The organism is Haloferax sp. Q22 (assembly GCF_001482285.1).
GTDB lineage: Archaea > Halobacteriota > Halobacteria > Halobacteriales > Haloferacaceae > Haloferax.
Genome location: NZ_LOEP01000005.1, coordinates 20,109 through 33,161 on the forward strand (window position 1 = coordinate 20,109; position 13,053 = coordinate 33,161).

Sequence of the window (13,053 nt, forward strand, 5' to 3'; positions counted from 1 at the left end):
ATGGACGGTACTTCGACCCGATCACGCCTCAGTCAAGCGAACACGAACCGGATTTTTGGGCTGTGTCGTCAGCGACGGGACGACGTCGAGTGACCCCTCGGACACCAGTTCGATGTCGAACCGTCGGAGGAGCGACGCGAGGACGAGCTTCGCTTCGAGGCTCGCAAAGCGGTCACCCAGACACCGCCGTGGTCCCGCCGCGAAGGGGAAATACGCCCCCGGAGAGAGCGACTGTTCGAACGCCGGCGTCCACCGCTCCGGACGGAACTCCGTCGGTCGGGGGAAAAAGCGGTCGTCGCGGTGGACGACCCACTGATTGAGCGCGAGAATCGATCCGGACGGTATCCGGTAGCCGCCGAGTACGTCGTCCGTCGTTGGTTCGCGGAAGATGCCGTAGACGGGCGGATACAACCGGAGCGACTCCTTGAGAACCCGGTCTAACACGTCGCAGTCCGCGACTGCTTCGACGAAGTTCGGTCCCTCGAGACGACGGGCCGCGGTCGCGGCTCGCGAGGCGATGTCCGGGTGACTACCGAGGAGAAACCCCGTGAACGTCAGCGCGAGAGCCGTGGTTTCGTGTCCCGCCACCAGTAGCGTCACGATTTCGTCTCGCAACTCCGTCCGACTCCATTCGGAATCACTCTCGAGGAGCCCGGTCACGGCGGTTCGCCGGTCGACGCTCCCGTCCCGATGGGCGTCGAGAATCTCGTCGACGACTGCTTCGAGCCTCGTCAGCGCCCGTCGATATCCGAGGTTCTCCGGCGTCGGGATCCATTCGGGCAGATAGACGTACGTCCGGCTGATTCGCTCGAAGTGGTCGAGAATCCGCTCGAACGCCGACCCGAGTTCGGTCGTGTCGTCGGCGACATCGACGCCGAACAACGCGTCGGCGATGATTCGAAGCGTCAGTCGTTTCATCGACGACTCGAGGTCGATCACGTCGCCCGTCGTGATTCCGTCGAGAAACGAGCGGGTGTGCGACCGGATGGTCCGGGCGTACGCGGAGAGCCGGTCGGGGTAAAACGCGGGCTCAAGGTCGTGACGGTGCGCACGCCACGCGTCTCCCTCGGCGAGGACGAGGCCGTTTCCGAGGAGCGAGCGGGTCACGAGTTTCTGGAACCCCCCTTTCCGGTAGTGCTGGTTGCGCTCGATGAGGACCCTTTCGATATCGTCGGGGTTCGAGAGCGCGATGACCGACTGCCCGGCGATTCGAACCCGAACCACGTCGCCGTAGGCCTCCGAGAGGTCAGTGAACCAGTCGAGCGGGTTCGTTCGGAGGAGCCGGTGAGTGTGACCGAGAACCGGCACGCCCGGCGGGCTTGGCGGAAGCGGCGCATCGGCGGCCGGCGGGGGACTGTTCGGCGGCGTCACGGCTGGAGTTCCGTCGTGACGTGACGTGCCTCTTCGCGGTAGTGTTCGTAGGTGTCCCGGGCCCACTCGACCGCCCGCGGCTCATCATTCATCAGGACACCGCGGACCCCGCCGTGCTCGTGGACCGTGATGCCGGCCACGGGGGACTCCTCGCGTTCCTTGATCCAGAGCGCGTACGGAACCGGTCGGTCCGAGACGTGGAACTCGAAGTGGCCGGCCACCGCCGCGTCGTCGAACCGGTCGCGGTAGTACTCGAGGAGCGAATCGAGCGTTCCCCGCCGAAGCACGATCTCGACGTCGATGTCGTGTTCGGTGACGAGGTCGGTCAGCGTGTCGGTGTAAAGCGAAAGCACGACCGGTGCGAACCCGACCAAACGACCGGGGGCGTCCAGTCGGGATAGACTCGGTTGCAGCGCCGACTCGGGCGCGTGCGCCGACGCGACCCGGACGTCGGCACCACTGAGGAATTCGGGAGCGATACGAACGTCGTTCGGGAGGGCGTTCAACACGTCGGTCGCACTAGCGATTCCGTCCATCGTCTCGACGTAGCGCTCGTGCTCGGCGAGAGCGATGCGACCGACCGGAGTAAGGCAGTAATCACCGTCACACCGCGTGACGCACCTGATCTCTTGGAGGGCGTGTACTGCACGGTCGACCGTGGAACGAGACGGGCCGACCGATTCGACGAGTTCGGGCTTCGTCTGAGGCTCGGTCGCCAGGGCGACGAGAATATCGTGTCGCTTCTGCATCGTTACCCGAACGTCCCGGCCCGAAATATCATCAGACATATCACAAGAAAATGATTGTGAATTGATAAAGTTCGGCATTTGGTTTCGAACCGCGTTATTCGAAATTATATCACAGGAACAGACTGGCGGCGAGAGAGCCGTTGAGGAACGTCGCGACCCATCCGATGTGGAACCACCGCGACACCGCGTCGGACTGCGCTCGCTCCGACCGACCTGCCACTCGTGCCGCGAGCACCGCGTAGCCGACACCGACCGCAAGGGCGGCAGCCCCACCGAGGGCAGCCCCGTAAGCGCACAGTACGACGCCGGCGAGAATCGTCGCCACGGACGCAACCCGAACGCTCCGCGTGACGCCGAGGCGTTGGGTGAACGTCGTGACGCCGAACTCCCGGTCGTAGTAGGTGTCGCCGGCCTGATGCAATACGTGATACCCGAAGCCGTAGAGAAACACGGCAAAGAGCGTGGCCCAGACCGAAGGAGTGAGCGCGGAACCCGAGAGAACGACGACGGGCAAGATGACTCCGCCCACGTCGACGCCGGTCGTCGTCACGTGGTTGACGACGCCGCGCTCTTTGAGCCGCGGCGGGTAGGAGTACACGTAGCCCAAGACCGTGACGGCGGCACCGCATGCGAGAAACAGGAGCGTCCCGGAGACATGTGTCAGCCAGCCCCAGAGGGCGAGCGCGACGACGATCTCCGTCACGAGGAGCGTCCGAGTGACTTCACATCCGAGCTGTGAGACGGCGTTCGAGATGACGGACTTCGACGGATTCTCCGCGTCGAGTTCACGGTCGTGGAGCGCGTCGGCGACCGACGCCTGCATCTTCGATAGCATGATCGCCGCGAAGAGGACAACGAGGGCCGTCGTTCCGGAGTCGACGGGCCACCGAGACGCGAGCCCGACGCCGATAGCGACGTAGGTGACGTTATACCCGACCGTCTCGGGAACGCGGTTGACTCGCAGGAGACATCGAACTGTGTGTGTCGCAGAGGCGCCCGCGGACATCTCCAATGTGTTTGACATGAGTTAGTCACGTACGTCTCGTGAAACGACGTAAATTATCTCACCGAACGGGAGAATCACCGCTGCCCGAACGCGTTCGTCTGCGAAAAACTGTGGGAGGCGAGAGTAATCGCGTGACTGCGCGACGTGTCCCGGTCTCTGGCCTCGTCACCGAGACGGGAGTTCGTTCACGCGACGGTGTCGTTGTTATCAGGTGACATAATGGGTGGCTGTAATAGAGACTCGAACATGCCCGAGCGTTGCTTGGAAGAGTGTATCGGGGAGCTCCAGTACCTCTTCGGGACGGAGAACCGACTGAACATCCTGTTTTCACTCGCCGAGCGGCCGCGTCCCGCAGACGAGTTACAGACGGCGTTGGATATCCCGCGAACGACCCTTCGACGGACGCTGAACGAACTTGAGGACCGCGGCTGGATCACGTCCGGAGCGAAGCAGGTGTTCTCTCTCACCTTCGGCGGTCGAATTCTCGCGACCGCCCTCGATTCGTCAGTCTCGCGCGTCAATCAACTGGTCGACCTCTCGAAGGTGCTCGACCAACTACCGCAGTCGGTTCACGAGGAGCTGTTCGGAGATGTACAGGCAGAGACGTTCCTCCGGCTGACAGACCAGTATTCCATGACCGTCGGGACTCCCGAGCAACCGTATGCCCCGGCGGAGCGCGTCCTCGAGGTGCTCACCGAGGTCGACCGGCTCTACGGATTCATGCCCGTGTACAACCCGCTGTACGGCGACCTCATCCAGCGGTTCATCGAGCGTGACTCCGAAATCGAGTTGCTCGTCACGCCGAGCGTCGCCAACCGTGTCTCGGAGGGTGTTCGGAGGGGTCGAGACACGATGTTCGGCGAAAAGAGTCGCTTTTTCGTGGCATCGGAACTGCCGTCGTACGAACTGTTTTTGACCCCGAACAAGGTCCTCGTGACGGCGTACAACGACCAGAATCTCGCCTGCGGTCTCCTCGAAACGTCGCGCGACTGTTGTTTGTTCGACCGGTGGGCGACAACCGCCTATAAGTCGAACTTCGAAGACCGGAAGGTAGAGAGCATCGCCTGAGCAGTTTTGTCAAAAACTGGACCGAACGGAGAGTTAGACCAGGGAACAGTCGGCGGAACCACAGCCGTAATCGATACAGCACGCGGCGGCAGCCTGGCCGGGCGAGACGACGCCACCGACGACGCAGTAGTAGTGCGCCGTCGTACACTCGATGTCTCCGATACAGTCGCCGACACAACACCCGACTTTACAGGCGCACCCCGCACAGGCGAGACAGGACAGGAGCGCAACCCACGTCGCGGGCGCGGTCGGACAGGCGGCACAGCCGGCCGCGCATCCGAGGACGGCGCTCCCGCCGCCCGAACACCGAAGGGCGCACTCGATCGCGCTCGAAACCGACTGCGTCGTGAACTGCGGAGAGAGTTCTCTCCCATCGACGGCGAACGTCTCGCTCGTCGGCACCGCGCCGTCCGTAGAGACGCTGTCGGTCGAGACCTTCGACGCCGACTCACCGTAGAACCGAACGACGTGTCGGTCCGCACCGATGACTTCGATACCCTGTGAACCTTCGTTTTTCACGGAGAGGTCGTCGACCGTGACGTTCTTGAACTGACCGACGACCGACTTCGCGGAGCCGTCGATAACGACATCGAGAGAGCCGTCGTCCGACCAGAGCACCGCCCCGTGGATGTCGCCCGGGAGACCGTCGAGGGGGAGGCCGACCCGGACGACCGTGCCGCGAGAGTCGTTGTAAACGGTCCGCTTCGCGTCCGCGTCGCTTCGTACGATTTCGAGGTCCCGGTCCGAAAGCGTCGACTGCAGGTCGGTCGCGTCCTCAAAAGCCGCAACCGCCTGTTCGACCGCCTTCCGTTTCGCACCACCCTTGAGTTCGTCGTGACTGAACGGGAGCTTCCCACCGCTTTTAGTCGCGGCGACGAGGTCCGTCCCCGTGAGACCGAGCGTGAGACTACCGGTTGTCGCGCCGAGCGTCTGCAGCAGGCGACGACGGTTCAATCCGTTCGATTCGTCCGCATTGTCGTTGTTGTCCGACATTGCGGCTCGACCTGCGTCGGGTTTTCGTGTCAATTTGCCTACTGGGATATCGGACGGGGCGAACAGTCCCGCGGCGTGCCGCGTGCCACGGTGTGAGCTGACCCACGGGGTGAGATATTTCGGCAGGTAAAGTGATTGGCGTCCTCCCGGACGGGACCACATATGGTGAACCTGCAAGGCCTTCGACGACCCGAGTACACCGGTGAAAACCGCTGTTTCCCCTGTACGGTCGTGAACGCCGCCATCGCGGTGGTCGCGTCGGTCGTCGTTTCACTGGTGAGTCCGATAGTCGGTGTTGCAATGTTCGCCGCCTCCGGCGCGGCGATTTACTACCGCGGCTATCTCGTTCCGGGGACGCCCCAACTCACGAAGCGGTACCTCCCCGAATCGGTACTCGCCGCGTTTGGTAAGCAACCGCCCGCACCGACCTCCACCGAGGGGGAAGCGCCGGACGAAGCGTTCGACCCGTTGGCAGAACTCGCGGCGAGCGGAATCGTGACCGACACCGAAGACGGAACCGACGTGCGACTCACCGCCGAATTCAGCGAGAAGCGAGCCGCGGCATCCGTCGGCGACGACCGGGAAGCCCTCGAATCGGTCTTTCGGCGGGTGTTCGACAACGTGTCGGTCTCCTTCGGAGACGAAAGGCCCGGGCTGATGGGCCCCAAGAGAAACTACGTCACCCGCTGGCCGTCGGTAACCGCCGCGGTCGCGGACGCGAAATCGGCGGTCGCGCTCGAACGAACGGTCGACGGTTTCGCCTCGTTCGAGCCGGCTCGGAAGGCGAAAATCCTCCAGAGCGTTCGAGTTCTCCTCGAACGGTGCGCAGTCTGCCGGACGCCCCTTCAGTTCGACCGCGTCGAACGCGAGACCTGCTGTCAGACGTACGACGCGGTCGAGTTCTCGTGTCCGGAGTGCGAGGAGACGATATTCGAGATGACCGCCGACGCGGTCGGACAGGCGGAGGTATAGCGTTAGTTCGAACCTCCATCGCTCGCCTCGTCGAGCCAAAAGAGGTCCTCGACGGCGACGTCGAACAGCCGGGCAAGTTTCAGCGCCAGTTCGAGGCTCGGGTTGTACTTTCCCGTCTCGATGGCGTTTATCGTCTGTCGGGAGACGTCCGTCGCGACGGCGAGTTCCGCCTGGGTGTACTCGTGTTTCGCCCGGTAGACGCGGAGTTCGTTCTGGACGCTCATGGCCCGCGGTGGCTGTAGTACAGGCGACCGCCGGCGTACGCGAGGAACCCGACCGCGAGGTAGATACCGCCGAGTCCGCCGTACGACGACGCGAACGATTCGAGTGGACCGCCGACGACGAGCCGCGGGTAGAAGTACACCCCGGCAATCATGACGAGGATGACGATCCACAGGGCGTTGAGTCCCGCCTTCTCGGTCACGCGCTGGGCGCGCTCGTCTTCTAACGTGTCTGCCCGCGTCAGTCCACGATAGCGCCGGTAGCTGTAATACCCCGCGATGCCGCCGGCGACGGCGAGGATACCGCCTTCAACCGGGAACGAATACCACGCGAGAACGACCCCAGCGACGACGAGGAGCGGGGCGAACACGCCCCCCACCGCGAGCCGGACGAAATCGACCGCATCGTTGTTCTTCGTTGTCATGTAAATATACCTTTACACTCCGTCAATATAACTTTACTCCCCATCTTCTCATCCATCCAGCCGAGGCCGACATCGTCGCCGGTTTTATCACCGATAGTACACGTCACGGATGTGATGAGCCAACACAGGGCAACGGTTGGTGGGACAATCGGGGGTATGGCACGACGAGCGAATCCGGCGTTCGCGGGCGGCATCGTCGCAGTCTCCGTTCTCGCGTTGGGGTACGCGGTCACGCTCGGGTCGCTTCAGCAACACACGTTCGTCCACGTCATGGCGGGGTTGCTCTGGACGGGCACCGACCTGTTCATGGGGGCGATTCTCGGGCCGGTCATCGGCGGCCTGACGGACGAACAGAGCGCCGCGGTGTTCGAGCGCCTCACGCCGAAGACCGCGTTTTTCCTCCCGTCGATGGCGCTTGTCACCATCGCGGGTGGCATCACGCTCGCCCAGCGACTCGGAGTGTTTCCCCACGCCGAACCGTGGCTCGCGCTGTTCACCGCCGCGAACCTGATTCCGGTTCTCCTCCTGCTTGGACGGCGACTGAACGCGTGGCGCGACCGGCGCTGGCAGGTCGTCTTCGCCGTCGCCACCGTCGGGTCGCTCGCGTGGGTCGCGACCACCATCGGCGACTTTCAGATGACCACACCGGCCATCGTCGTCGCGCTCGTCGTCGTCACGATTCTCTCGGTACAGGGCTTCGGCTTCCTGATGCCCGGCGAGATACGGATGTACTTCGAGATGACCTCCGAGGACCCGGATCCCGGCGTCATCTCGGCCATCGGAAAACAGAACGCCATGCTCGGCGGCGTACAGGGAGTGTTCCAACTCGTCCTCATCGCCGACATGGTGTACCTCCGCTACGGCGGGTTCTGAGTGAAAACGAGGTCAGTCGGTCCGGCGGAACACGCGGAGCGTGTCGCGGTCGCCGCGCTCGCAGGCGACCTGTTCGAAGCCGAACGACGCGAACACGGCCTCCCAATCGCGGTAGTAGAGGGGGAAGTCGTACTCGTCGTCGTTGACGCCGCGGTCCTCGGGCGGGACCGACTGGTCACCCTCGTTTTCGACGGTGACGAAGTAGTCGCTCGCGCTCCGGGCGAGCGCCTCGAACACCCACGCGTCGTCGGGGTGGATGTGCTGGAGCGTCTCGATGGAGTAGATGGCGTCGAACTGGCCCGGGGAGAACTCCTCGGCGACCTCCTCGATGGCGGCGGCGCGGAACGTCCCACAGTCGGCGAGGTCGGGGTAGGCGTCGGCCATCACCTCGAAGCAGTCGGGGTTGATGTCGACGCCGTGGAGGTTCTCGAAGCCGTGTTCGCGGAGGTGCGAGAGGTGCCGACCGGGACCGCAACCGAGTTCGAGAATCGACGCCGAGAGGTCGAGACGCGCCTCGAAGACGCGCCGAATCGACTCGCTCGTCTCGTTCGGCCCGTAGTACGCGTAGTACTCCGGCGAGAACTCTCCCGACCGATTCGCCCACTTCCGACGAACGTCGTTAGCATCCACGGTGTCGGAGACCGTCCGGCCACGCGTAAAGCCTCGTCGGCCGCGACCCGCCGGGTTCGGTGAGCAGAACTGCCGATACCACAGATTACCGCGCCATCGGCGACGAACCGCTAGGCGAACGAGAGCAGAACCGACACAACAGAACATTCGTCTACAAAGATCGAGGATTCAGAAAAATATTCAATAAAATAGCCCCGTGACAACACGACCCTCACAAGTCTTATCCGCAAAGGGCGTGTGTGTTCAAAAGCAATGGCGAAAGGAAACGTTGATTTCTTCAACGACACTGGCGGCTACGGTTTCATTTCGACGGACGATGCTGACGACGACGTGTTCTTCCACATGGAAGACATCGGCGGCCCGGACCTCGAAGAAGGCACGGATGTGGAGTTCGACATCGAGCAGGCCCCCAAGGGCCCGCGCGCGACGAACCTCACGCGCCTTTAAACTAATTTAGTACGCCGCGTTTCGCGGCAGAACGATAACTCACATTTTGCGTATATTCGACCGGTGAGCGACGCGTTCGCGGCCGGTCGGCTACGCGACCTATCCACTTCCAACTCAGAGCGTCGGCCGCGCGAATTACTGACTCAGAGCGCGTCGGCCGCGCGGGCCTGCTCGGAGCGACGCCGCGCCTGTTCGAGTCGCCGGTCGGTCGCCCGCGAGAGCGACCCCGGCAGGTCCTCGCGGGCCTCGGCCAGCCGTTCGGCCACGCGTTCGAGGCGGGACGCGACGGTGACGAGGCTCTCGTCCGCCCGTCCGCGGTCGCCCGCCTCGGCGCGCTCCGCGGCCCGGCGTGCGGCCTCGGCGACCGATTCGAGCGCCTGCGCCAGCCCGCGAATCGCGTTCTCCTGTCCGTTGCTCATCGACGTTTGGGTCGAGTCGTCCGGGGTACCCGTGCCCGACGAGTCGTCCGAAGTACCCGAATCATCCGAGCCGTCGCTGTCACCGCTGTCTTCCTCGTCGACCGCCGCGACCGCCGCGGCCGTCTCCGCCGAAATATCCGCGAGAAACGTCGCGAGCGACGCCTTCCCGGTTCGGGGTTCGTCGATGCGGACGCTCGGAATCGAGTCGGGCGCGGCGTCGCCGTCCGAATCCGACTCTTCGTTCACGGGGTCGGGGTTCACGCGGAACGCGCCGAGTTCGTCGTCACTGTCGCGGACTTCGACGGTGTACGCGCCGCCGCGGTGGACGTAGACGGCGTCCGGCCCGGATAGCGGCGCGTCGTACAGTCGGCCGCCGAAGTCGTCTTCGAGCGCGAGCGCCGTCAGGTCGCGATCCGTGCCGTCGGCGTCGACCTCGACTTTCGTCGCCGACTCCCGCGCCACGAGCGGGATTTCGCCGTCCACCCCGGCCGTGGTGAGGGTGTCGCTGTCGCTGTCATCGTCGCCAGACGACGATTCGGTCTCCGACGTGGACCCCGAACCGGGCCCCACGTCACCCACCTGAACCGTCTCGCTGTGGGGTGCCGACCCCGCGCCGTTGACCGTGAGCCGGTGCTCGCCCGCGGGCACGTCCTGCAGGACGCCGAGTCCGCCGAACGTCGGCGCGGCCTCGGGGTCGCTCTCCAAGAGAAGCACGGACTCGACGCCCGACTCGCGGGTCGTCACGCCCTCGCCGTCCGGCGCGTCCGCGTCGGTGACGGCCTCCGTCACCCGGACGAAAAGCGTGTTGAGCGCCGAGGGCTCGTCGACGACATCGTACCGCTCGGCGAGGGCGCTCCGGTGGGTCGGGTCGGTGATGTCCGCCGCGGGGTCGGCGTAGCGCGGCTGACTCCACGGCGCGCTCGTCGTCGTGAGGTGGCTCGCAATCGCGTCTTCGGCGAACGTCGGGACCACGAACTCGAAGCTCAGTTGCGGCCCGGTGAACGCAGTAATGTGTTCGACCTCGCCCGCGGGGACGAGCGCGTACTCGATGTCTGCGTCCGCGTCCGCGTCTGTGTCGCGCTCGTCGGTCGCCTCAGGCCCGAACACCAGCCCAGTCGAGCGCGCAGGGAAGTCCGTCGGCGGCGACGACAGCGCGTCGAACGACCGCACCGTGAGCGCCTCGCTGACGAGGGATTCACGCGTGACGGACGGGAGCCGCTCGTCTTCGTACACCGGCGCGCCGTCGAGTTCCGGGACGACGTAGGGCAGGCGCGCGCCCTCATCTCTGGGGAGGCCGTAGGCGATGGGAATCTCCGCGACGTCCTCGATACGGTCGAACGCCCGGTTCGTGATGTCCGCGAACGTCCCGCCCGCCGGGAGCCGCTGGAACCGGTCGGCCCGGTCGTTGAGCGAGAGCGCGCTGGAGTGCGACCCGAGTTCCGACAGCACCCGTGGCGGGCGCTCGGGATCCGGGTCGAGGAACTCGTTGTTCGGCACCGACTGCGAGTGCGAACTCGCCACGTAGAGTTGGGGGACCGGCTCGTCGTCCGCCGTGTCGACGAAGACGTGCAACACCTCCCAGTCGTGCCAGTGGAAGTTCGTCGTGAACTGGTCGAACACCGAGTAGAACCAGTACTGCACGGCCGTCAGCGACGAGTCCTCGTATCGGACCACGTTGTAGAACACCGTCGGCTCCGGCGCTCGCTCGCCGGTCTCCCGCTGTGTCGCGTGATAGCCGTCGAGCGCGTCGAAGCCGTCGACAACCGTCTCGCCGTCCCGGTCGCTCGCGTACGACCGCGGATCCGTCGGGAACCACGTCTCGGCGGCGTCGAAGTAGAGCGTCGGCGCGAACCGCGCGGCGAGGTCGCGGGCGACGTCGGCGTCGACGCTGGCGGTCGGGGCGGCGGTGCTCGTGGTCTCGCTTGAGTCGCCGCCGAGGGCCGAACACCCGGCGAGCGACCCGAGACCAACGCCCCCGAGCGCGGCGAGGAACGCCCGTCGGTCGAACGCGGGTCGGTCCGTCATCTGTCTATGTGGTGGAGTCGAGGACGGAACAAATCTCTTGTGTCGTTCGGCGACGGAGAATGCGGGGCCGGTTGGCGGGGCCGTCGGTGCGGCGTGGGCGACCGCTCAGAACTCGCCGTTGATGATGTCGGCGACGTGCTGGCGGTCGAACAGCCGTTCTTCCTCCGGGATTTCGGGGTACGGACCGCCATCCGAGGTCGGCCACTCACCGAACTCCTCGGGATGGAACTGCTTGGCGCTCATCTCCAGTTGGAACAGGTTGAGAATCGGACCCTGATAGCGCGCGCCCTGCGGGTAGACGCGGCCGTTCTGGACCGCCGAAATCTCCGCGGCGACGGGGTCGTCTTCGAGCGTTGCCCGGAGGTCGTTCATGCTGACGTTCGGCTGCATCCCGCTCAGGAAGAGGATGACGTCGGGGTCGGCCTCCAACAGCGCCTCGAAGTCGACGTTCGAGCCGGACTCGATAGAGCCTTCGAACGCGTCGCGGGGTGCGAGCGGTCGGATGTGAGAGGTCATAAATCCGGGGGTGCCGACCGTGTACGCCCAGATCTGCTTTTCGATGTCGGCCGCCGTGAGAAGCACCACGCTCGGGCGCTCGTCTTCCGGCGGCAGACCCGCCTCGATGGTGGCGAGCAGGTCGTCGTGGACGGCCGCGAGGGCCTCGTAGCGCTCCGCTTCTTTGAGCACCTGCGCGACCTTCTCGAACTGCTCCCACAGCGTGTAATACTCGTAGTCGCCGGTCCACTCGTCGGTCGGCGACGCGTGACGACCGCTCAACGAGTTCCCGAACCACGGTGAGATGTTGTCGTCGACCTCCTCGATGTCGTCCATGTCCCACTGTTCGAGCTGGACGACCCACGCGGGATCGGCCAGATGCACGTCGCTGTCGAGCTCGTAGAGCTTCTCCTTGCTCGTCTCCCACGAGGGATACAGATCCGCCCAGTCGACCTCGACGCCCGGGAGTCGCGCCGTAAACTGCTTCCACGTCGTGTCGTAGTACGCCGGCCCGTTGACCGCATTCACGTCGTCACCGCGGCCGAGCGCGAACGCCATCCCCGCGTGGTGGGTCAGCCGCGTGAAGATGCTCTGCGGCGGCTCGTCGAACTCGACGGTGCCGACCGGCGACATCGACACCGAGTACGAACTGTCCTCGGCCGTCTCGGCCTCCGTGTCCGTGGCTGTCTCGGTCGCGGTCTGCGTCGTCGATTCGGTCTCGGCGTCCGTAGACTCCGAATCGTTCCCCCCGGTACAGCCGGCGAGCAGGCCGCCGCCGACCGCCGCGCCGCCATACTTCACGTAGTCGCGCCGCGTCAGACCCTTCCGTGGCGTCTCGTCGTGCTCCATAATTTTTAGGCCCACCTAAAATGGATAATTGCTTCGGTTCTCTGGCGGTGGTGGACCGTCGATACCGCCAACCAGCGGTTGGTTTAGGTTGTCCTAAACTATTGAAGATTTTCGGTTTGACGGCGGGGTGTGACTGGGATTCGAACTTCCCTCGCTGTCGCTCGGACGTTCGAATCTTCAGTCGCCCAAACAACCGTTTCGGGGAGACTCGCACACGCTACGCGGTGCTCGTTGGCGTTGAAAGGGGTAGAAATGGGCCGGCTCAGATTCGAACCACGGTCACTCACTTCGTTCGTTCCCTGATTCGAATCTTCACCGGGTGAAATCTCCCACACCTTTCAGACCACTCGCTGTCGCTCGTGGGTCGTGAAAGGTGGGGAGAATATGGGCCGGCTCAGATTCGAACTGAGGTTACGGCCACCCGAAGGCCGAAGGATACCAAGCTACCCCACCGGCCCGCATTTTGAGGCAAGCCACCGTCGCGTTTAACAGTTGTGATTGTGGGCCACC

Annotated in this window: 13 protein-coding genes and 1 tRNA gene; 4 read left to right on the forward strand and 10 right to left on the reverse strand. The window is 64.5% G+C overall.

What is annotated here, in order from left to right:
- Window positions 1-21: 21 nt before the first annotated feature.
- The 3 genes from AM590_RS01035 to AM590_RS01045 all read right to left on the reverse strand — a co-directional run bounded on the left by AM590_RS01035 (window position 22) and on the right by AM590_RS01045 (window position 3,144).
- Complete coding sequence (locus AM590_RS01035; protein ID WP_082677626.1) at window positions 22-1,371, reverse strand: cytochrome P450; 1,350 nt, start codon at window positions 1,369-1,371, stop codon at window positions 22-24.
- Window positions 1,368-2,159 carry a winged helix-turn-helix domain-containing protein gene (locus tag AM590_RS01040; protein WP_042662641.1) on the reverse strand — a complete coding sequence of 264 codons (792 nt, stop codon included), beginning with the start codon at window positions 2,157-2,159 and terminating at the stop codon, window positions 1,368-1,370. The genes AM590_RS01035 and AM590_RS01040 overlap by 4 nt, the downstream gene beginning before the upstream one ends.
- A 70-nt stretch (window positions 2,160-2,229) precedes the next feature.
- Window positions 2,230-3,144 (reverse strand): UbiA family prenyltransferase, encoded by a 915-nt coding sequence (locus AM590_RS01045; protein ID WP_253805808.1) that lies wholly within the window; start codon window positions 3,142-3,144, stop codon window positions 2,230-2,232.
- A 228-nt stretch (window positions 3,145-3,372) separates the two neighbouring features.
- On the opposite strand from AM590_RS01045, the gene AM590_RS01050 reads away from it, so the two are divergent.
- Complete coding sequence (locus tag AM590_RS01050; RefSeq protein ID WP_172795729.1) at window positions 3,373-4,194, forward strand: winged helix-turn-helix domain-containing protein; 822 nt, start codon at window positions 3,373-3,375, stop codon at window positions 4,192-4,194.
- Window positions 4,195-4,227: 33 nt separating this feature from the next.
- Here the strand turns inward: AM590_RS01050 and AM590_RS01055 are convergent, their stop codons facing one another.
- Window positions 4,228-5,187: a hypothetical protein gene (locus tag AM590_RS01055; protein WP_058825827.1), complete on the reverse strand. Its 960-nt coding sequence runs from the start codon at window positions 5,185-5,187 to the stop codon at window positions 4,228-4,230.
- Window positions 5,188-5,349: 162 nt separating this feature from the next.
- Here AM590_RS01055 and AM590_RS01060 point away from each other — a divergent pair, with 162 nt between their 5' ends.
- Complete coding sequence (locus tag AM590_RS01060) at window positions 5,350-6,159, forward strand: hypothetical protein (RefSeq protein ID WP_052367774.1); 810 nt, start codon at window positions 5,350-5,352, stop codon at window positions 6,157-6,159.
- A gap of 2 nt (window positions 6,160-6,161) precedes the next feature.
- Here the strand turns inward: AM590_RS01060 and AM590_RS01065 are convergent, their stop codons facing one another.
- Window positions 6,162-6,383, reverse strand: a complete 222-nt coding sequence (locus AM590_RS01065; protein WP_008096333.1) for a helix-turn-helix transcriptional regulator — start codon at window positions 6,381-6,383, stop codon at window positions 6,162-6,164.
- Complete coding sequence (locus AM590_RS01070) at window positions 6,380-6,805, reverse strand: DUF2178 domain-containing protein (protein ID WP_008096334.1); 426 nt, start codon at window positions 6,803-6,805, stop codon at window positions 6,380-6,382. The genes AM590_RS01065 and AM590_RS01070 overlap by 4 nt, the downstream gene beginning before the upstream one ends.
- A 156-nt stretch (window positions 6,806-6,961) precedes the next feature.
- Between AM590_RS01070 and AM590_RS01075 the strand changes: the two genes are divergently transcribed.
- Window positions 6,962-7,678: a hypothetical protein gene (locus AM590_RS01075; RefSeq protein ID WP_058825828.1), complete on the forward strand. Its 717-nt coding sequence runs from the start codon at window positions 6,962-6,964 to the stop codon at window positions 7,676-7,678.
- Between the two features lie 12 nt (window positions 7,679-7,690).
- On the opposite strand, the gene AM590_RS01080 is transcribed toward AM590_RS01075, so the two are convergent.
- Window positions 7,691-8,308, reverse strand: coding sequence for a bifunctional 2-polyprenyl-6-hydroxyphenol methylase/3-demethylubiquinol 3-O-methyltransferase UbiG (locus AM590_RS01080; protein WP_058825829.1), 618 nt, complete (start codon window positions 8,306-8,308; stop codon window positions 7,691-7,693).
- 252 nt (window positions 8,309-8,560) lie between these two features.
- Between AM590_RS01080 and AM590_RS01085 the strand changes: the two genes are divergently transcribed.
- Window positions 8,561-8,755 (forward strand): cold-shock protein, encoded by a 195-nt coding sequence (locus tag AM590_RS01085; RefSeq protein ID WP_004041873.1) that lies wholly within the window; start codon window positions 8,561-8,563, stop codon window positions 8,753-8,755.
- A 143-nt stretch (window positions 8,756-8,898) separates the two neighbouring features.
- Here the strand turns inward: AM590_RS01085 and AM590_RS01090 are convergent, their stop codons facing one another.
- The 3 genes from AM590_RS01090 to AM590_RS01100 form a co-directional block, all read right to left on the reverse strand.
- Complete coding sequence (locus AM590_RS01090; RefSeq protein WP_058825830.1) at window positions 8,899-11,199, reverse strand: hypothetical protein; 2,301 nt, start codon at window positions 11,197-11,199, stop codon at window positions 8,899-8,901.
- A gap of 105 nt (window positions 11,200-11,304) precedes the next feature.
- Window positions 11,305-12,543, reverse strand: a complete 1,239-nt coding sequence (locus AM590_RS01095) for an ABC transporter substrate-binding protein (protein ID WP_058825831.1) — start codon at window positions 12,541-12,543, stop codon at window positions 11,305-11,307.
- A 385-nt stretch (window positions 12,544-12,928) separates the two neighbouring features.
- Window positions 12,929-13,001, reverse strand: a tRNA-Pro gene (locus tag AM590_RS01100).
- Between the last annotated feature and the right edge of the window lie 52 nt (window positions 13,002-13,053).